Genomic DNA, 19,485 nt, shown 5'->3' on the forward strand with positions numbered 1-19,485 from the left:
TGATTCCTGGTCCGCGAATAAACGCAAATGAACGCAAATATTGCCCGCTCAAGAGAAAACCACAGCTGGAGCACCCTGAGTGCTGCGACAGGATTTGCGTCCATTCGCGTGCATTTGCGGCTTTAACTTGATCATCCGTCGCATCAGGCCTCGTGCGCCGGCGTCTTGCGCTGCTTGCCGGCGGCGGCCAGGCGCTCCAGGTAGTCCTGCCAATATTTCTGATAATTGACCCCGAGGTCGTACAGGGTATCCCAGGCGTAGATACCACTGTTATGACCATCGTCAAAGTGGGGCTGGATGGCATAGCTGCCCACCTGCTCGATCTGCTCGATGTTCACGTCTTCCTTGCCCACCTGCAGGGTCTCCTCGCCGGGGCCGTGGCCGCGCACCTCGGCGGAAGGGGAGAAAACGCGCAGGTATTCGGTGGGCAACTGGAAGCGCTGGCCGTTGGAATAGGCGATCTCCAGCAGGTGCTTGGCCTTGTGCAGGGTGATTTCGGTAGGAATCGGTTTTTCGTTCATGGTTTGACCTCGTAAATTCAGTTTCAAGTTTCGAATCTGCAACCCACCTTAAGTGGCGCCTGACGCGGACTTTTCAACTCGAAACTTAAAGTATGTATCTGCTCAAATCCTCGTCCCGTGCCAGCTCGCCGAGTTGGGCGTCGACGTAGACGGCATCCACGGTGACCGTACTGCCGCCCTTGTCCGCTGCCTCGAAGGACAAGTTTTCCAGCAGGCGCTCCAGCACGGTGTGCAGGCGGCGCGCACCGATATTTTCTGTGGTCTCGTTCACCTGCCAGGCAATTTCGGCGATACGCGCGATGCCGTCGGCGGCAAAGTCGACGGTGACGCCCTCGGTGGCAAGGAGGGCCTTGTACTGATCGGTGAGCGAGGCATCGGGTTCGGTGAGGATGCGCACAAAATCCTCCACCGACAGCGCATCCAGCTCGACGCGGATGGGGAAGCGCCCCTGCAACTCCGGGATCAGGTCCGACGGCCGCGCCAGATGGAAGGCGCCGGAGGCGATGAACAGAATGTGGTCGGTCTTCACCATGCCGTACTTGGTAGACACGGTGCTGCCTTCCACCAGTGGCAGCAGGTCGCGCTGCACGCCCTCGCGGGAGACATCGGCGCCGGAGGCCGATTCGCTGCCGCGGCGGCAGATCTTGTCCATTTCGTCGAGGAACACGATGCCGTTCTGTTCCACCGAACGCAGGGCGCGGCTCTTCAGTTCATCCTCGTTGACCATCTTGGCCGCCTCTTCGTCGGTGAGCAGGCGCATGGCCTCCTTCACCGGCAGCTTGCGGCGCTTGGTACGGCTGCCGCCCAGGTTCTTGAACAGCCCCTGCAGCTGCGAGGTCATCTCCTCCATGCCGGGCGGCGCCATGATCTCCACGCCCATGGGCGCGGCGCTCAGCTCCAGCTCGATCTCCTTGTCGTCGAGGTCGCCCCCGCGCAGCTTCTTGCGGAATTTCTGCCGCGTGCCGGAATCGGCCTGCTCCTGCTCGAAGCCACGCGCCGGCGGCAGCAGGATGTCGAGCACGCGATCCTCTGCCGCCTCGAAGGCGCGGTGGCGCACCTTGGTCATCTCCTGCTCACGCATCATCTTGATGGCCAGGTCCACCAGATCACGGATGATGGACTCCACGTCGCGGCCCACATAGCCCACCTCGGTAAACTTGGTGGCCTCCACCTTGATGAAGGGCGCGTTGGCCAGCTTGGCCAGACGACGGGCGATCTCGGTCTTGCCCACACCGGTGGGACCGATCATCAGGATGTTCTTCGGTGTGATCTCGTTGCGCAGCAGGTCACTCACCTGGCTGCGGCGCCAGCGGTTGCGCAGCGCCACCGCCACCGAACGCTTGGCGGCGGTCTGGCCGATGATGTGCTTGTCCAGTTCCTGGACGATCTCACGGGGCGTCATTTCAGACATCGGTTCTTAAACCTCAAAATCCACATCTAACGCAAAGGCGCAAAGACGCAAAGGTTCTATTTGAAATAGCATTCATCATTCTTTGCGCCCTTCGCGTCTTTGCGCCTTTGCGTTGGATTTTATTGTTTCCCGGTCAACCACCCAGCTCTTCGATGGTCAGGTTGCCGTTGGTGTAGATGCAGATACCGGCGGCGATGCCGAGGGACTTCTCGACGATGCTGCGCGCATCCAGCTCGGTGTTCTGGTACAGGGCCAGGGCGGCGGACTGGGCGAAGGGGCCGCCGGAGCCGATGGCGATGAGGTCGTGCTCCGGCTCGATGACGTCGCCGTTGCCGGTGATCATCAGGGTGGCCGTGGTGTCGGCGACAATGAGCAGGGCCTCCAGGCGGCGCAGCACGCGATCGGTACGCCAGTCCTTGGCCATCTCCACTGCGGCGCGGGTGAGATTGCCCTGATGTTTCTCCAGCTTGCCCTCGAAACGCTCGAACAGGGTGAAGGCATCCGCCGTGCCGCCGGCGAAACCGGCGATAACGCGGTCCTTGTACAGGCGGCGCACCTTGCGCGCATTGCCCTTCATCACCGTGTTGCCCAGGGTGACCTGACCGTCGCCGCCGATGACCACCTTGCCATGGCGACGCACCGCCAGGATGGTGGTGCCGCGATATTGTTCCAAAGTCGAATCTCCCGATTGCCAGGCGGGTAATGTTACACCATCACGGCGTCAGCACCGCGGCACGGCGTGTGGTACGGCGGAAATAGCTCGCCGCCCCGGCCGAGGTGATGATGCACCATACCGCAAACAGGGCGCCTGGCAGGGCGGTTTCCGGCTCGAAGTGCTTGAGCGCCAGGGCCACGCCGAGGCCGGCGTTCTGCATGCCGATCTCGATGGCCAGGGTGAGTCGGTGGCGGCCGTCGAAGCCGAACCAGCGCGCCGCCTGCCAGCCAAGCACATAGCCCAGGGCATTGATCAGTACCACCAGGCCAAACACCGGCATTCCCACCGCGACCAGCCGCCCCTGGTTGGCGGCCACCGCATAGCTGCAGATGATGACGATGGCGACGGCGGCCACCGCCGGGGCGATCTCCTTCACCAGGGCCAGTTGCCGGCCGAGGATCTGCCGCAGCCCCATGCCGGCGACGAGCGGGGCCACCACGGTCATCAGGATGGTCTGCGTCATGGGCCAGAACGGGATGTCGAGAAAGGCGCTGCCCAGCCATTGCACCAGCAGCGGGGTCAACAAGGGCGACAGCAGGGTGGACAGGGTGGTGAGGGCGATGGAGTAGGCCACCGCGCCGCCGGCCAGGTAGACGATGACATTGCTGGCCATGGCGCCGGGCGCGCAGCCAACGATGACGAAGCCCAGGGCCAGGGCCGGCGGCAGCCCGCCGAACCAGGCGGCGGCAAACCCGAGCAGGGGCATGACAGTGTACTGGGTGGCGACGCCGGCGAGGATGGCGCGCGGCCGCCCCAGGGTAGCCTGCATCTCGGCCGGGTCCAGCACCACGCCGAGGGCGAACATGGTGGCGGCGAACAGCCAGAGGAACACGTCCTTGAATACCAGGAACAGGCCCGGCTCCAGATAGGCGGCGATGGCCCCCGCCAGAGTCAGCGGCGCCAGGCCATTGGCAATCAGGCGCAGCAGGGCGCGCATGGGGTCATCCCGGCAAACCTCACTCAGTCCGCAAATGAACGCAAATAGACTCGAATATTCATGGAGTTACAACAAGCAACCGGCTCACCCCGCATGCGGTGGCACGCCAGCCCAACGGCCTTGATTCTGCCGCCTGAATTGGGTCCATTGGCGTGCATTGCGGATTCCGTTGACAGGATTACTGCGCAGCCTTCTTGCCGTTGACCACCTGCTCCATCAAGGCCTGATTACGTTCTTCCAGGCGGGCGATGAGGCCGTCGATGCCCACCTGGGTGATCTCCTGGGCGAAGGAGGTGCGGTAGTTGGTGACCAGGCTGACGCCCTCCACCGTCACGTCGTAAACCTTCCAGTCGCCGTCGCGGTTGTGCACCGCAAACAGCACCTGCACCACCTTGCCACCATCCAGATGGACCTCGGAACGCACGGTAGTGGTGTCGCCCTCGGCGGGGCGGCCGGGCAGGAAGGTGATCAGATTGTCGTTGCGTGCCAGCAGGTCATCGAGCTGCTTGGGGTCCTCCAGCAGGGCGGCGGTGTAGAAACGCACCATCATCACGCGGAAGGCGGCGATGAAACGCTGGCGCTGCTCCGCCGTGGCCTGGCGCCAGTACTTGCCCAGCACCCAGCCGGACATGCGGGTGAAGTCCACGTGGGGCCCCAGCACCTGATCGACCAGGTCGAACATGTACTGCGGCCGCGCGCGCACCGCGTCGCGCTCGCGTTTGAGGGTCTCGATCATGCGCTGGCTGACCTCGCTCATCAGCGCCTCCGGCGCCTGCGGCACGCTGGCGGCACCGGCCTTGGCGCCCAGCAACAGGCCCAGCGCCAGCAACAGCACCCACAGCGGCTTGCGTGACGAAATCATGGTGTACTCCCTCGTAATGTAGGTCTTTTTGGAATGGCGCAGATTGTCGCCCATCGGCCGCAGAGGGGCAATCGGGGTAGAATAGCCGCCCGTTGACGATCCGCACACCGATGAAGACACCCGAACTCCTCGCCCCCGCGGGCAGCCTGCGCCACCTGCGCATGGCCTACGCCTACGGCGCCGACGCCGTGTATGCCGGCCTGCCGCGCTATTCCCTGCGCGTGCGCAACAATGACTTCGACCTGGATAACCTGACCACCGGCATCACCGAGGCCCACACCCAGGGCAAGCAGTTCTTCCTCGCCAGCAACGTGATGCCGCACAACGCCAAGGTGAAGACCTTCATGGCCGACATGGAGCCGGTCATCGCCCTCCAGCCCGATGCCCTGATCATGGCCGACCCGGGCCTGATCCTGATGGTGCGTGAGCGCTGGCCGGAGATGCCCATCCATCTGTCGGTGCAGGCCAACACCGTCAATTACGCCGACGTGCGCTTCTGGCAAAAACAGGGCATCGCGCGCGTGATCCTGTCGCGCGAGCTGTCGCTGGAGGAGGTGGCGGAGATCCGCCAGCAGTGCCCGGACATGGAGCTGGAGGTGTTCGTGCACGGCGCCCTGTGCATCGCCTACTCCGGCCGCTGCCTGCTGTCCGGCTACTTCAACCACCGTGACCCCAACCAGGGCACCTGCACCAACGCCTGCCGCTGGGACTACCAGGTGCACAATGCGGTCACCGATGCGAGCGGCGACGTCCAGGGAAGGACTGATACCGCGGGCACAGGGATGTGCGGGAGCGGAGATGTGCGCCGTGCCGAGGCGCAGCAGGTGTATCTGCTGGAACAGCGCGAACACGCCGGCGAACTGATGCCCATCGAGGAAGACGAGCACGGTACCTACATCATGAACTCCAGGGACCTGCGCGCCGTGGAGCACATCGCCGAACTGGCGCGCATCGGTGTCGATTCGCTCAAGATCGAAGGCCGCACCAAGTCGCCCTACTACATCGCCCGCACCACCCAGGCCTACCGCCAGGCCATCGACGACGCCATCGCTGGCCGTCCTTTCGACACGCGGCTGCTGGTGGAACTGGAAAACCTGGCCAATCGCGGCTACACCGACGGCTTCTACGTGCGCCACCACACCCAGGATTATCAGAACTACATGAAGGGAGCCTCCAGCGGCGAAAAGCAACAGTACGTCGGTGAGGTGGACAGCTACGACACAGCAACCGGCCTGGCCGAGATCGATGTGAAGAACAAGATCCGCGTCGGCGATCGCCTGGAGCTGATCACCCCGCAGGGCAACCGCCGCTTCGTGCTGGAACACATGGAGGGGCGCAACGGCGCGGCGCTGGACGAAGCACCCGGCGGCGGCCATCGCGTGCGTATCCCGCTACCGGCAGGGGACTACCGCTATGCCCTGCTGGCGAAGGAACTCTGATCGCCTCTTATCCCTCCACCCGATTCCGCCCCGCCGCCTTGCCGCGGTACAGCGCCGCGTCGGCACGCGCCAGCAACTCATCCAGGCAGAGGGTTTCGCCCAATTCACGGGCAGCCACGCCGAGGGTGGCCGTAAGGGTGAGCTCGACACCGGGCAGGCCGATGCGGCAGGCGGCGATACTCTGGCGCAGACGCTCGGCGAACTGACGGGCGCCATCTAGGCGGGTGGCTGGCAACAGGATGGCGAACTCCTCGCCGCCGAGGCGACCCACGATATCGTTGGTGCGCAACACATCACGACAGGCGTCACCCACCGCACGCAACACCTGATCGCCGGCGGCATGGCCGTGGCCGTCGTTGACGTCCTTGAAGTGGTCCAGGTCCAGCATCACCACCGCCAGCGCCTCGTCGTAGCGCTGGGCACGCTCCATCTCCCGCTCGGCCAATTCAAAGAAGCGGCGCCGGTTGGGCAGGCCGGTGAGCTCGTCAGTGCGTGCCTGCACCCGCGCCGCCTCCTCCAGTTCGCGGCGTAGCTTGACCTCCTGTTGCAGTAGCGTGGTCAGATGCCGGCTGTGCACCGAGTCGATGAAGGAAAAGCGGCGCAGGCGCGCATGCTGTACCGAGGTGACCATGCAGAAGATTAGCGTCACGCCGAAGAACAACACCGCCAACGGCAACTGGTGCGGTGGCGGCGGAAAGAACAACCAGGTTTCGATGCCCAGGAAGATGAAGGCGAAGAACGTGGCCAGCAGGCGATGGTTGAGGGTGCTGGGGATAAAGAAGAAGGCGCCCACCATCATCACCAACAGCCCCGGATAGATCTCCAGAAATTCGCGCTGACTCACCGGATAGATGAGCAGGGCATTACCCAGCACGACAAAGAAGAAGATCAGGGTCAGACGATACAGGCGCGGCGGCAGCACCGGGTTGCGCAGCAACCACCAGCCCAGGCCCCAGCAGAATACCAGTACCGCAAAACGCAGCACCGCGTTGAGCCAGAACAGGCCACTGAACTCGAGTAACAGGTGATCGGAGATGACAAAGGAAAAATACAGCGGACCGGTGACGAACAGGGCGATGATGAAGTGGCGCAGCTCGGCGGCGCCCACATGCTCGCCGAAGGCGGTCTCCGCCGCCGGGTCGGTGAATTCGCCGCTCCAGCGGCTCAGCTTCACCGTATAGGGCAAGGCCGCACCGTAACCGTTGCCGTTGCCGTTGCCCGCCGTCACTCCCTTGTCCTGCCCGTTCATGCCACTGCCTGTGCCGACTGCCGTATTGATCTGGTCAACATCATACCGGGCCAGACCGTATTTCTCACCCTCGTTAACGGCCGGACTGCACGGGGCGCTTCTGAGCGCCGGGCGGCCAGTGCTACACTGTGCGCCTTTCAGACGACCCCAAGCGCAGAGGAATCCCCCCGTGAGCCAGCCCGAAACCAGCCATGGCGCCTTTCCCTGGACCCGCATGCGCCGCATGCGCCGCGACGATTTCTCCCGCCGCCTGATGCGGGAATCCACCCTCAGCGCCAATGACCTCATCTGCCCCCTGTTCGTGCTGGAAGGCAGCAACCGCCGCGAGGCCGTCGCCTCCATGCCCGGCGTGGAGCGCCTGTCCATCGACCTGTTGCTGCGCGAGGCCGAGGTCCTGCACACGCTCGGCGTGCCGGCGGTAGCGCTGTTCCCGGTCACCCCGCTGGAGAAAAAATCACTGGATGCCGCCGAGGCCTGGAACCCGGAGGGCCTGGCGCAGCGCAGCGTGCGCGCCCTGAAACAGGAGTTCCCCGAGCTGGGGGTGATCACTGACGTCGCCCTCGACCCCTTCACCACCCACGGCCAGGACGGCCTCATCGACGACACCGGCTATGTGATGAACGACGAGACCGTGGCGGCCCTGGTGCAGCAGGCCCTGTCCCACGCCGCGGCCGGAGCCGACGTGGTGGCCCCGTCGGACATGATGGACGGCCGCATCGGCGACATCCGCGAGGCGCTGGAATCCGCCGGCCACATCCACACCCGCATCCTGGCCTATTCCGCCAAGTACGCCTCCAGCTTCTACGGCCCGTTCCGTGACGCCGTCGGCTCGGCCGGCAACCTGGGCAAGGGCAACAAGTACACCTACCAGATGGACCCGGCCAACACCGACGAGGCCCTGCGCGAGGTGGCGCTGGACCTGGACGAGGGCGCCGACATGGTGATGGTCAAGCCGGGCATGCCTTACCTGGACATCGTGCGCCGGGTGAAGGACCAGTTCGGCGTGCCCACCTTCGCCTATCAGGTGAGCGGCGAGTACGCCATGCTGATGGCAGCGGCGCAGAACGGCTGGCTGGACGAAAAGGCGGTGATCATGGAATCGCTGCTCGCCTTCAAGCGCGCCGGCGCCGACGGCATCCTGACCTATTTCGCGCGCCGGGCAGCGCAGTGGATTAAAGAAGCTTAATTTTCAGGTTCAGTGGCATTGGCAAAAGCTCACCGAAATTCGAAAACATAATTCTCCCCCTTAACGAGAAGAGATCATGGCCCCCAAAAGCTTTGTCTTCAGCATGTTCGGCTCCTCGCCGGTCAGCCCCCTGCAGCAACACATGGGCAAGGTGCAGTCCTGCGTCCAGGAGATCGTCCCATTCCTGGAGGCGGCGCTGGCGCAGGACTGGACCCGCGCCCGTGAGGTGCAGCGGCGCATCGCCGTGCTGGAAGGCGAGGCCGATGCGCTGAAGAAGGAGTTGCGCCTGCACCTGCCGCGCGGCTGGATGATGCCGGTATCGCGCCGCGACGTGCTGGAGGCGCTGCGCATGCAGGACAAGATCGCCAACAAGACCAAGGATATCGCCGGTCTGATCATCGGCCGCCGCATGGTGTTCCCACCGGAAATCGCTGACAAGCTGCTGGAGTTCGCCCGCCGCTGCATCGATGCCACGGCCCAGGCGCAGCTGGCCATCAACGAGCTGGACGAGCTGGTGGAAACCGGCTTCCGCGGCCACGAGGTGGAGCTGGTGGAGAAGATGATCACCGAACTCGACGCCATCGAGGCCGACACCGATGCCCTCCAGGTAGAGGTGCGCGACCTGCTGTTCAGCAAGGAAAAGGAACTCTACGCGGTCGATGTGATGTTCATGTACAACGTCATCGACTGGATCGGCGACCTCGGCGACCTGGCGCAACGCGTAGGCAGCCGCCTGCTGATGATGCTGGCACGCTAAGGAGGGCGCAGGATGGAATACGCAACGATCTATATCGTGCTGGCGATCGCCTTTGGCCTGTTCATGGCCTGGGGCGTGGGCGCCAACGACGTGGCCAACGCCATGGGTACCTCCGTCGGCTCCGGCGCCCTTACTGCGCGCCAGGCCATCATCATCGCCGCCATCTTCGAGTTCACCGGCGCCTATCTCGCCGGCGGCGCCGTCACCGAGACCATCCGCAGCGGCATGATCGACGCCAACCTCCTGGCCGGCCAGCCAGAACTGCTGGTGTATGGCATGCTGGCCTCGCTGCTCGCCGCCGCCATCTGGCTGATGGTGGCCTCTCACTTCGGCTGGCCGGTATCCACCACCCACTCCATCGTCGGTGCCATCGTCGGTTTCGCCGCCGTGGGCCTCGGCATGGAGGCGGTGAAATGGGGCAAGGTCGGTTCCATCGTGATGAGCTGGGTGGTCTCGCCGGCGCTGGCCGGCGTCATCGCCTACTGGCTGTTCATGAGCGTGCAGAAATTCATCCTCGACACCGACAACCCACTCAAAAACGCCAAGCGCTACGTCCCCATCTACATCTTCCTGGTCGGCTTCATCGTTGCCCTGGTGACCCTGACCAAGGGCCTCAAGCATGTCGGCCTGCACATCAGCACGGCGCAGAGCTATCTGTATTCCGTCGTCATCGGTGTAGTGACCATGCTCATCGGCATCTACGCCATTGCGCGCCTGCGCTTCGACCCCAAGGCCGACCGTGACTTCCACTTCGCCAACGTGGAGAAGGTGTTCGGCGTTTTGATGATTGTCACTGCCTGCGCCATGGCCTTCGCCCACGGCTCCAATGACGTGGCCAACGCCGTCGGTCCGCTGGCCGCCATCATCAGCGTCATCCAGAGCGGCGGTGAAGTGGCGCAAAAGGCCGCCATGCCGGCCTGGGTGCTGCTGCTGGGTGGCATCGGCATCGTGTTCGGCCTGGCCACCTTCGGCTACAAGGTGATGGCCACCGTGGGCCGCGGCATCACCGAGCTGACGCCGAGCCGCGGCTTCGCCGCCACCCTGGCTGCCGCCGGCACCGTGGTGCTCGCCTCCGGCACCGGTCTGCCCATCTCCACCACCCACACCTTGGTGGGCGGCGTCCTCGGCGTCGGTCTGGCGCGCGGCATCGCGGCGCTGAACCTGGAGGTGGTGCGCACCATCTTCCTGTCCTGGATCGTCACCCTGCCCGCCGGCGCCATCCTGGCCATCGTGTTCTTCTTCCTGCTGAAGGGGATCTTTGCCTGATGGATCGTTATGCCGTCATGGGCAACCCCATCGGCCACAGCAAATCTCCCCTGATCCACGCACAGTTCGCCGCGCAAACCGGCCAGCAGCTCAGCTACGAGGCGATTCTGGTGGAGCTGGGCGACTTCCCGGCCGCCGTGGCGCGCTTTCGTGCCGACGGTGGCAAGGGGCTTAACGTGACCGTGCCGTTCAAACAGGAGGCCTTTGCCCTGGCCGAAGCGCGCAGCGCCCGCGCCGAACGCGCCGGTGCGGTCAATACCCTGCGCTGGGAGGCCGACGGCCGCTTGTACGGCGACAACACCGACGGCGTCGGACTGGTACGCGATCTGGAGCTCAACCACCATGTGCCGCTGGCCGGCCGCCGCGTGCTGCTGCTCGGCGCCGGCGGTGCAGTGCGCGGCGTGCTGGAACCCCTGCTGGCCAAGGCACCGGCGAAGCTGGTCGTTGCCAACCGCACCGTGACCAAGGCGGACGAGCTGGCGGCGGCCTTCGCCGACCTGGGGCCGGTGCGCGCCAGCAGTTTCACCGCCCTGGCGGGAGGACAATTCGACGTGGTGATCAACGGCACCGCCGCCAGCCTGCAGGGCGACTTGCCGCCCCTGCCCGAGGGCATATTGGCGCCGGGCGCCGCATGCTACGACATGATGTACGGCAAGGAACCAACCCCCTTCATGCACTGGGCCGTTGCGTCAGGCGCGGGAGTGGTACTGGATGGGCTGGGGATGCTGGTGGAACAGGCGGCGGAATCGTTCTGTCTCTGGCGCGGTGTGCGCCCGGCCACGGCGCCGGTGATCACGGCGCTGCGGCAGGCCATGTAACGCCCACCGCCTGTCAGAGGCGTAACTGAGGCCACAAAATCAATACAGACCGCGCCGTTCACGGCAACGGCGCTCTGGCCCCGGCCAGCGCCGCAGGCGGTGGTGACGGCCACGGCGCTCGTTGTCCGGATTGCGCAGGAAAAACTCCCGTACCTCGATGGCGCTGCCGCGCAAGGGAAAACCGTGTAGTTGCTGACGTGCACGCTGCGCCAATCGATCGGGGATGACCGTCGCCACCGCATAGCCCCGCCGTTCCAACTTCAAACGCAAAGGGCGAAAACTCAGAAACAACACGTCAAGATCCGTGGAGGTAATGTCCGGGGGCAAGTTGCCGACAAACAAATCCATGATGAGTTACCTGGCGCTCCATCTCTTCACATATTCTTGGTGGCGAGGTCGCGATACCCCTCGATGACTATACGGTCCTCATCCACCGTTTCCTCGGCCGCCTCGGGAAAGAAATCTGCTTCGGCTGCCAGCGCCGTGCCCTGGCGGCGCTCGCCATCGCGCCGCTCCAGCCCATCCCACGGCCGGTTGCGCCAACCCAGGGCACGGCGCTCATTGCTGTAACTGCGATAGAGGTATTCACGCACGCTGAGGGCGCGGCCGAACAGCAGATATCCGTCCAGCTTCTTGATGGCCTTCCGCGCCAGACGTTCGGAGGAAAAGGTGCAGACGCCGTAGCACACCGCACCGCCCTCCTTATAGCGCTGATTGTTCAGTTTGATCTTGACCTGGCGATCGAACGGCAATAGCAGCCGCTCCAAATCAGCGGCGTTGAGGGTTTCGGGCAGATTACCCATGAACACTTCCATGTAAACCTCCTTGCCTGGCGGGCGGTTCAGTTCTCCCGGTAAGTCTCCTTGAGGCGGACGTAATGCGCGGCCGAATAGGCGAAGCGCTCACGCTCGGCGTCCGTCAGCGGACGCACCTTCTTCACCGGGCTACCCATCCAAAGATAGCCTCCCTGCAGGATTTTGCCCGGCGGCACCAGACTGCCGGCGCCAAGCAGAATATACGGCTCCAGCACCGCCCCGTCCAGCACGATGGAACCCATGCCTATCAAGCAGTTATCGCCAATGGTGCAGCCGTGCAGGGTGACATTGTGGCCGACGGTGACCTCATCGCCGATGAGTAACGGATGCCCCGCGGGCACCTCGCCATGGCCGTGGGTCACATGCAGCACCGAGCCGTCCTGGATATTGCTGCGCGCCCCGATGCGGATGTAATTGACGTCGCCGCGCGCCACCGCCATGGGCCAGAGGGAGCTGTCTGCGCCGACAACCACATCGCCAATCACCACCGCCTGGGGATCAATATAGGCCGACGCATGGAGCGTCGGTTCAACGTGGCGAAAGGGCCGGATAGCCATAATGGGCGGTTTTCCTTGGCTGGTGCGTGTTATCTGCCTGTGTTGTTACCGCATCGTCACCAGTTCTTCCGCGCTGGTGGGATGCAGCGCGACGGTGTTGTCGAAGTCACGCTTGGTGGCGCCCATCTTCACCGCCACGGCAAAGCCCTGCAACATTTCGTCGGCGCCATTGCCGATGATGTGCACACCGACCACCTTCTCCTGCACACCGACGCACACCAGTTTCATCGCCGTCTTCGAGCCGTGGCGGGTGAAGGCGTGGTACATGGGGGTGAAACGGGTCTGATATACTTTCACCGCCTCGCCGTGCTGGGCGCGCGCCTCCTCCTCCGACAGGCCAACGGTGCCGATGGGCGGATGGCTGAAGACCACCGTAGGGATGTTGTCGTAGTCCAGCTTGCGCTCAGGTTGGCCACCGAACAGGCGGTCCCCCAAACGGCGGGCGGCGGCGATGGCTACCGGAGTGAGTTGCGCGCGGCCGGTGACATCGCCCACCGCATAGAGGCCGGGCACGTTGGTGTTCTGGTATTCGTCGGTGGGGATATAGCCATGGGCATCGCACTGCACGCCCGCGGCAGAGAGATTCAGGTCGGCGGTATGGGGGGCGCGGCCGATGGCCCAGATCAGGGTATCGAAGCCGCTCAGCGTATGACCGCCGGAGCAGTGCAGGGTAAGGCGGCCATCACCGTCCTTTTCCACGCGCTCGACATTGATATTGGGCAGGATGTTGACGCCGTGGTTGACCATCTCTTCCATCAACGTCTCGCGCAGCATGGCGTCGAAGTGGCCGAGGAAGTGCTGGCGACGCAGCAACAGGTCCACCTCGCTGCCCAGGGCGTTGAGCAGGCCGGCAAGCTCCACCGCGATGTAACCGCCGCCCACCACCGCCACACGCTTGGGCTGCTCGCGCAGGGCGAAGAAACCATTGGAGTCGATGCCAAGCTCGGCCCCGGGGATCGCAGGGATCATCGGTACGCCGCCCGGCGACACCACGATGTGATCGGCGCTGTAGCGCTTGCCGTCCACCTCCAGGGTGCGCTGATCGACGAAGCGGCCATAGCCCTGGATCAGGTCGATGCCGGACTCCTTGAGATAGCCGCCATACCAGTCGTTGATATTCTGTATGTAGCGCTCGCGCGAGTTGACCAGTTGCTCCCAGTCGAAGTCGTTGACCAGCACATCGAAACCGTAGTCGGTGGCATCGCGCAAGGCGCCGGCGATACCGGCCGCGTTCCACATCACCTTTTTCGGCACGCAGCCGACGTTGACGCAAGTGCCGCCGATGCGCCCCGCCTCGATGATGGCAGCCTTCTTGCCGTGCAAGGCCGCGCGCTCGGCGGCAGACAGACCACCGCTGCCGGCGCCTATGGCGATCAGATCGTAGTGCTTGGTCATGATGAGTCCTTGGGTTGTTTCCGGAAGAGGGCGCATCGGGGCGCGGATAAGGGCTTCCCCTACGATGTATGCGCTCGATTCTACAGCCTGCGGTATCTTAGAGCACCCATGATATCCTTGCCCTCTGCACAGGGCAGGAGGCCGGTCATGGCGTTGGAGATACAATACATTTTCCGCTTTGCCGATGGGCGGGAACTCAGCTTTCCCCTGCACCTGGATGCGACGACGCTGGATCCGAGCGTCCCGCCAACCCTCTCCCCGCCGGAGTGGACCCGGCTCGGCTTTCATCGCTGCCCCCACTGCCCGCTGCACGAGGAAGAACATCCCCACTGCCCGTTGGCACGCTCCCTGGTCGGGACGGTATCGCTGCTGGGTGATGTCCTCTCCTATGCCGAGGTCGATGCGGAGGTGATCACTCCAGAACGACGCATCCAGCGCCACACCTCGGCGCAGAATGGCATCAGCGCCATGATGGGCTTGATCATCGCCACCAGCGGCTGCCCCCACATGGCCTTTTTCAAGCCGATGGCGCGCTTCCACCTGCCCTTCGCCACCGAAGAGGAAACCATGTACCGTGCAGCCAGCATGTATCTGCTCGGGCAGTATTTCCGCCAGCAACAGGGATTGCCGGCAGAAATGGGCTTCGACGGCTTGTTGCAGCTCTACCGCCATGTCGAGGTCGTCAACCGGGCCATGGCCAACCGGCTGCGCGCCGCCGCGCGCGAGGACGGCACGGTGAATGCGCTGGTGCTGCTCGACATGTATGCCAAGACCCTGCCTATCGTGGTGGAAGAAACGCTGCAAGAGCTGCAGCCGCTGTATACTGCATACTTATAACGACAATAACCGAGACGGACAGTGGACAATTCGGTGGAAGAGTTCAATGAGCAGGAGTTGATGGCGGACGAGCCGCGCTCCGGGCTGCGCGAATGGCTGCTGCGTACCACGCTGCAGGACATGGTGGTGTCGCACAACCACTCGCGCGATTTCAACGGTTCCCGCGCCGAATACATCTACCTGCGCGTGCGCCTGCTCAGCTTCGTCTTCGCCCTGCTGGCGCCGCTGTGGATCCCCATCGACCTGCTACTGCTCTCCGGCGCCAGCTTCCAGCAGATGCTGCTGCTGCGCTTGTCTTTCAGCGGACTGTTCCTGGCCTTGGGGCTATGGACCACACAACCCCACAGCCTAGCGCTGGCACGGCTGCGGGTAGCACTGTTTATCAGCATTCCCGGCTTGTTTTATATCGGCTCGCGTCTCGTGCTCGGCGGCGAAGCGCCCGATACCGGCGTCCTGATGGGCTACAGCTTCCTGCCCTACCTGGTCGTCTCGCTGCTGGCCCTGTTCCCCTTCACCCTGATCGAAGGATTGGCCTATGCCATCGCCATCGGCCTGGTGGTGATCGGCACCGAGCTGCTGTTCGGGACGCTGTTCACGGTGCGCGCCTTCGGTGAAATCTGGCTGCTCGGCCTGTTGGCCGGCATCGCCATGTGGGCCGAGCTGGCACAGCTGCACATGCTGCTGCAACTCTACCGCGAGGCTACCCGCGATGCCCTCACCGGCCTGGTCAATCGCGCCGTGCTCACCAAGTGGCTCGATCTGGAGGTGGAACGCGCCCGTGACACACAGCGTCCCCTGTCGGTACTGCTGCTCGACCTGGACATGTTCAAGCGCATCAACGATACCTATGGCCACCTGGCGGGGGATCTGGTATTGCAGGTATTTGCCCGCCTGATGATCCGCGAGCTGCCCGGCATCAATCTCATTGGCCGCTATGGCGGCGAGGAATTCCTTGCCATCCTGCCCGGCAAGGGTGAACAGCAGGCACTGGAGCTGGCCAACCGTATCCGTGCCGCCTGCCACAAGGCTCGGGTACGCGGCCCGGATGAGCAGAGCATCGGTTTTACCGTCAGCATCGGCGTCGCAACACTGCAACCGCAGGAAGACACCGATACACTCCTGCAACGGGTCGACAAGGGGCTGTACCGCGCCAAGGAGGCCGGGCGCGATTTGGCGGTGGTGGCTTAACCGCCACCTTCTCTGCGCAGCGACTGCAAGTAGCCGCGCAACATCTGCAAGGCCTCCGGCTCGGCCACCTCGTCGAATACCAGACCGACCCCCTCATGGCCGCAATGGGCGACCATTGCCGGCAGCCGCAACCTGCCGGCGTGCTCCGCCGTCAGAATTTCCACCTCCACCAGCGCGTTGCGGACCAGGCATGCCGGATCGATCAGCACGAACATGCCATCACGGCTTATATCACGACAGATGCCACGCGCCACCAGGGCACCACGCGCATACAGTGCCACCTGCAACATAATGGGGAGGCGGGATGAAAAACGATGCTCCATGATGGGACAGCGCCTACAGCAGGGGAGTGTTGCGATTCTAGCGCTATTCGGCGCATGGCAAAAAAGTTCTTGACTAATTTAATCGAGATTAATAGACTCACTCTACCCAGACATTGTTACACCCCTTAAATGGAAGGCTCCGGCCTTCCATTTTTTTTGATTACCGGGATTGGCGCTTGCCTGTCATAACCTCGATCCTCATCCATCCCCTCCGTGCATAAGAACATCTTTCTTTTGCCATAAGTCATTTTCCTGGACTATAACCGCAAAAGGAAAAGGCAATCCGATCCCACACGCCGGTTTGCCGCGTTCCTTGCATACAAAAGCACTATGCCTGCACGCCGCACGCCCCGGCGCGACCAAGAACAATAAAATTTCAAGGAGGAGTCATGAAGATCAACACGCCCGTCACCCAGCGGGAACGCACCTATGGCGACGATGTCACCATCACCTCGCTCACCGATCTCAAGGGCATCATCACCTACGCCAACCGCGACTTCGTCGATATCAGCGGCTTCAGCGAAGACGAGCTGATCGGCAAGAATCACAACATCGTTCGCCACCCGGACATGCCGCCCATCGCCTTCCAGGATCTGTGGGACACCATGAAGAAGGGCCACAGCTGGCGCGGCATCGTCAAAAACCGCTGCAAGAACGGGGATCATTACTGGGTGGATGCCTATGTGACGCCGGTATACGAGGGTGACCAAGTGGTGGGTTACCAGTCGGTACGCAGTCGCCCCGCACGTCATCAGGTGGAGGCGGCAGAACAGCTGTATGCCAAGCTGCGCAGCGATCCCAAAGCAAAGCTTCCCAAACGACGCAAGGCACTCGACATCAGCCTGCAACTGCGCATTCTGGCCAGCCTGGTCATGCTGGCCAGCCTGGCCGTGCTGGTGGCCGTGGTGAGCAACTACAGCGCCACACAGCAGCAACATCTTCTGGCTAAGCACATGGCCCAGGTCAGCGAGGTGCAGCGGCTATGGCAGGAAAGCCGCATCAGCAGCGACAACGCCCTCGGTAAAAAGATCAGCACACTGAATACCACGCCCGGAGGAATACCGTTGGCAGATGCGCTGACGGCACTCAATCAGAACGGTACCCGCCTGATCGTTGCCATCTGCCTGACGGGCTTGGTACTGATGGTCGTCATCGGGCTGCTGCTCAATCACACCGTCATCAAACCCATGTCCCAGGTCGTCACCCTGGCCAAGGAAATGGCCAGCGGCAATCTGGCACGCCGTATCGAGGTGACTCATAACGACGAGGTAGGCCAGATGCTACAGGCCATGAAGCTGCTGCAGGCCCGCCTGCGTACCTGCTTCGGCCAGTTCCTCGAGTCCGCCAACGAACTGTCATCGGCTGCCGAACAGTTTTCCGTCACCGGCCGCGCAACCGTGCAGCACATGCAGCAGCAACAAGCGGAAACCGAACAGGTAGCCACCGCCATGAATCAAATGGCCGCCACTGTCCAGGAGGTCGTGCGCAACACGGCCCAGGCGGCACAATCGGCGCGGCAGGCGGAACAGGCCAGCGGCGATGGCCGGCGTGTGGTCAACTCGGCGCGGGCGGCGATCCATCGCTTGGCCGAAGAGGTGGAGCGCAGTGCCCAGGTCATCCACCGCCTGCAACAGGACGGCGATCGGATCAGCAACATCACCGAGGTCATCAGTGGCATCGCCGAGCAGACCAATCTGCTGGCACTCAACGCCGCCATCGAGGCCGCGCGGGCCGGTGAAAGCGGCCGCGGCTTTGCGGTGGTGGCCGATGAGGTGCGTACCCTGGCCGGGCGCACCCAAACGGCCACCGGCGAAATCCGTGCCATGCTTGACAATCTGCGCAGCGGCATCGGCGAGGCGGTGGCAGTGATGCAGCAGGGACAAACGCAAGCCGCCTCGGCGGTGGAGCAGTCACGCCAGACCGAACACTCCCTGGAGAGTATCGGCAGCGCCGTTTCCGCCATCAGCGACATGAACACCCAGATCGCCACCGCGGCGGAACAGCAGAGTGCCGTGGCCGAAGAGATGAATCACAACGTGGTCACCATCCGCGACCTCGCCGGCACCACCACCTCCCACGCCGAGGAGATCAGTACCGCCGGTGTGCGCCTGGCACAGCTGTCGGCGCAGCTGCACGCGATGATGCGGCAGTTCAAGTTGAATTGAAGGAAAGCGGTGCCTCGTCCAGACGCTGACGCTGCTCCTGCAGCGTCATGATGTGTTCCTCCCAATAGCGCGGCGTGCCGAACCAGGGGAAGGCCAGCACGAAGGCTGGATCATCACGGCGCCGCGCCAGCCAGGCGGCATAGTGCATCAGGCGCAGGGTGCGCAGCGGCTCGATCAGGCGCAGCTCGCGCCGGTCGAAATCAAAGAACTCCTCGTAACCGCCGAGGAGTTCGTCCAGCTGCATCAGCTGCTCGTGGCGCTCACCGGACAGCAGCATCCACAGATCCTGCACCGCCGGAGCGCTGCGGCAATCATCCAGATCGACGATGTGAGCGCCGTTGTCGGTCCACAGGATGTTGCCGGGGTGAAAATCGCCATGGATACGCTGCCATTGCAAGGACGGCAGTGTGGCGAAGGCCGCCGTCACCGTGTCCAGCAGTTCCGCGCTGAGATCGGCATAGCGCGACTGATATTCACGCGGCAGCAGCTCGCTTTGCAACAGGTACTCGCGCGACTCGACGCCGAAGCTGGCGATATCCAATCGCGGCCGTGCGATAAATGGCTGGGCCCCACCCACCGCATGCAAACGGCCGAGAAAGCGGCCCAGCCGCCACAACACGTCCGGCACATCAAGGTCCGGCCAGCGGCCGCCGCGGCGCGGAAATAGCGCATAGCGGAAGCCCATGTGCTCGTGCAGCGTCTCCCCCGCCGCGTCGGCCAGCGGCACCACCACCGGAACCTCCGCCTCCAGCAGCTCCAGGGCAAAGGCGTGTTCCTCCCGGATCGCCGCGTCACTCCAACGATCGGGACGGTAAAACTTTGCCACCACATAGCCGCCCTCATCGAGTGCCACCTGGTAGACGCGGTTTTCGTAACTGTTCAGCGCCAGCAGGCCGCCGGCAGCGCGCAGACCACAGCGCTCGACGGCGTCGAGCACCACGTCGGGGGTGAGGGCATCGTAAGGATGGGACTGGATTTCGTTTAACATGCCCCCACTGTACAACAAATCGGAGACCACAAATGAACGCAAATACACGCGAATAT

At 63.5% G+C, this 19,485-nt stretch carries 20 protein-coding genes; 8 read left to right on the top strand and 12 right to left on the bottom strand.

Features of this window, described 5'->3' with window-relative positions; genetic code table 11:
* Positions 1 to 143: 143 nt before the first annotated feature.
* The 5 genes from ACMV8A_RS10175 to ACMV8A_RS10195 all read right to left on the bottom strand — a co-directional run bounded on the left by ACMV8A_RS10175 (position 144) and on the right by ACMV8A_RS10195 (position 4,446).
* The gene (locus tag ACMV8A_RS10175; protein WP_495325670.1) at positions 144 to 521 is read right to left on the bottom strand and encodes a gamma-butyrobetaine hydroxylase family protein; all 378 of its coding nucleotides are present in this window, start codon (positions 519 to 521) and stop codon (positions 144 to 146) included.
* A gap of 85 nt (positions 522 to 606) precedes the next feature.
* Entirely contained in the window at positions 607 to 1,932 is a 1,326-nt protein-coding gene (hslU, locus tag ACMV8A_RS10180) for an ATP-dependent protease ATPase subunit HslU (RefSeq protein WP_495325671.1), read from the bottom strand.
* A gap of 133 nt (positions 1,933 to 2,065) precedes the next feature.
* On the bottom strand, positions 2,066 to 2,605 hold the full coding sequence (hslV, locus tag ACMV8A_RS10185; RefSeq protein WP_495325672.1) for an ATP-dependent protease subunit HslV: 540 nt from the start codon (positions 2,603 to 2,605) through the stop codon (positions 2,066 to 2,068).
* 40 nt (positions 2,606 to 2,645) lie between these two features.
* Entirely contained in the window at positions 2,646 to 3,584 is a 939-nt protein-coding gene (locus ACMV8A_RS10190) for a bile acid:sodium symporter family protein (RefSeq protein WP_495325673.1), read from the bottom strand.
* A 178-nt stretch (positions 3,585 to 3,762) separates the two neighbouring features.
* Positions 3,763 to 4,446, bottom strand: a complete 684-nt coding sequence (locus ACMV8A_RS10195) for an MlaC/ttg2D family ABC transporter substrate-binding protein (protein ID WP_495325674.1) — start codon at positions 4,444 to 4,446, stop codon at positions 3,763 to 3,765.
* A gap of 110 nt (positions 4,447 to 4,556) precedes the next feature.
* Between ACMV8A_RS10195 and trhP the strand changes: the two genes are divergently transcribed.
* Positions 4,557 to 5,885 (top strand): prephenate-dependent tRNA uridine(34) hydroxylase TrhP, encoded by a 1,329-nt coding sequence (trhP, locus tag ACMV8A_RS10200; protein ID WP_495325675.1) that lies wholly within the window; start codon positions 4,557 to 4,559, stop codon positions 5,883 to 5,885.
* A 7-nt stretch (positions 5,886 to 5,892) separates the two neighbouring features.
* Here the strand turns inward: trhP and ACMV8A_RS10205 are convergent, their stop codons facing one another.
* Positions 5,893 to 7,134: a GGDEF domain-containing protein gene (locus ACMV8A_RS10205; protein WP_495325676.1), complete on the bottom strand. Its 1,242-nt coding sequence runs from the start codon at positions 7,132 to 7,134 to the stop codon at positions 5,893 to 5,895.
* 214 nt (positions 7,135 to 7,348) lie between these two features.
* On the opposite strand from ACMV8A_RS10205, the gene hemB reads away from it, so the two are divergent.
* The 4 genes from hemB to aroE all read left to right on the top strand — a co-directional run bounded on the left by hemB (position 7,349) and on the right by aroE (position 11,161).
* Entirely contained in the window at positions 7,349 to 8,320 is a 972-nt protein-coding gene (gene hemB / locus ACMV8A_RS10210; protein WP_495325696.1) for a porphobilinogen synthase, read from the top strand.
* A 76-nt stretch (positions 8,321 to 8,396) separates the two neighbouring features.
* The gene (locus ACMV8A_RS10215) at positions 8,397 to 9,077 is read left to right on the top strand and encodes a TIGR00153 family protein (RefSeq protein WP_495325677.1); all 681 of its coding nucleotides are present in this window, start codon (positions 8,397 to 8,399) and stop codon (positions 9,075 to 9,077) included.
* A 12-nt stretch (positions 9,078 to 9,089) separates the two neighbouring features.
* A complete protein-coding gene (locus ACMV8A_RS10220; protein ID WP_495325678.1) occupies positions 9,090 to 10,343 on the top strand; it encodes an inorganic phosphate transporter in 1,254 nt (417 codons plus the stop codon).
* Positions 10,343 to 11,161, top strand: a complete 819-nt coding sequence (gene aroE / locus ACMV8A_RS10225; protein ID WP_495325679.1) for a shikimate dehydrogenase — start codon at positions 10,343 to 10,345, stop codon at positions 11,159 to 11,161. Before ACMV8A_RS10220 ends, aroE begins: the two co-directional genes overlap by 1 nt.
* Positions 11,162 to 11,200: 39 nt before the next feature.
* Here the strand turns inward: aroE and ACMV8A_RS10230 are convergent, their stop codons facing one another.
* From ACMV8A_RS10230 to gorA, 4 genes are read right to left on the bottom strand one after another with little or no spacing between them, the layout of a single operon-like run.
* The gene (locus ACMV8A_RS10230; protein ID WP_495325680.1) at positions 11,201 to 11,509 is read right to left on the bottom strand and encodes a hypothetical protein; all 309 of its coding nucleotides are present in this window, start codon (positions 11,507 to 11,509) and stop codon (positions 11,201 to 11,203) included.
* Between the two features lie 26 nt (positions 11,510 to 11,535).
* Positions 11,536 to 11,976 carry a hypothetical protein gene (locus ACMV8A_RS10235; RefSeq protein ID WP_495325681.1) on the bottom strand — a complete coding sequence of 147 codons (441 nt, stop codon included), beginning with the start codon at positions 11,974 to 11,976 and terminating at the stop codon, positions 11,536 to 11,538.
* Between the two features lie 26 nt (positions 11,977 to 12,002).
* Positions 12,003 to 12,533, bottom strand: a complete 531-nt coding sequence (locus ACMV8A_RS10240; protein ID WP_495325682.1) for a gamma carbonic anhydrase family protein — start codon at positions 12,531 to 12,533, stop codon at positions 12,003 to 12,005.
* Between the two features lie 45 nt (positions 12,534 to 12,578).
* A complete protein-coding gene (gene gorA / locus ACMV8A_RS10245) occupies positions 12,579 to 13,928 on the bottom strand; it encodes a glutathione-disulfide reductase (RefSeq protein WP_495325683.1) in 1,350 nt (449 codons plus the stop codon).
* A gap of 147 nt (positions 13,929 to 14,075) precedes the next feature.
* Between gorA and ACMV8A_RS10250 the strand changes: the two genes are divergently transcribed.
* Positions 14,076 to 14,765 (top strand): DUF6901 family protein, encoded by a 690-nt coding sequence (locus ACMV8A_RS10250; RefSeq protein ID WP_495325684.1) that lies wholly within the window; start codon positions 14,076 to 14,078, stop codon positions 14,763 to 14,765.
* A 33-nt stretch (positions 14,766 to 14,798) separates the two neighbouring features.
* Positions 14,799 to 15,953, top strand: coding sequence for a GGDEF domain-containing protein (locus tag ACMV8A_RS10255; RefSeq protein ID WP_495325685.1), 1,155 nt, complete (start codon positions 14,799 to 14,801; stop codon positions 15,951 to 15,953).
* Here the strand turns inward: ACMV8A_RS10255 and ACMV8A_RS10260 are convergent.
* Positions 15,950 to 16,276, bottom strand: a complete 327-nt coding sequence (locus tag ACMV8A_RS10260; RefSeq protein ID WP_495325686.1) for a PilZ domain-containing protein — start codon at positions 16,274 to 16,276, stop codon at positions 15,950 to 15,952. The two genes, ACMV8A_RS10255 and ACMV8A_RS10260, sit on opposite strands and share 4 nt — an antisense overlap.
* 389 nt (positions 16,277 to 16,665) lie before the next feature.
* On the opposite strand from ACMV8A_RS10260, the gene ACMV8A_RS10265 reads away from it, so the two are divergent.
* Positions 16,666 to 18,441: a methyl-accepting chemotaxis protein gene (locus tag ACMV8A_RS10265; RefSeq protein WP_495325687.1), complete on the top strand. Its 1,776-nt coding sequence runs from the start codon at positions 16,666 to 16,668 to the stop codon at positions 18,439 to 18,441.
* Here the strand turns inward: ACMV8A_RS10265 and ACMV8A_RS10270 are convergent.
* The gene (locus ACMV8A_RS10270) at positions 18,428 to 19,429 is read right to left on the bottom strand and encodes a serine/threonine protein kinase (protein WP_495325688.1); all 1,002 of its coding nucleotides are present in this window, start codon (positions 19,427 to 19,429) and stop codon (positions 18,428 to 18,430) included. The two genes, ACMV8A_RS10265 and ACMV8A_RS10270, sit on opposite strands and share 14 nt — an antisense overlap.
* Positions 19,430 to 19,485: the final 56 nt, after the last annotated feature.

The organism is Sulfurivermis sp. (assembly GCF_059410345.1).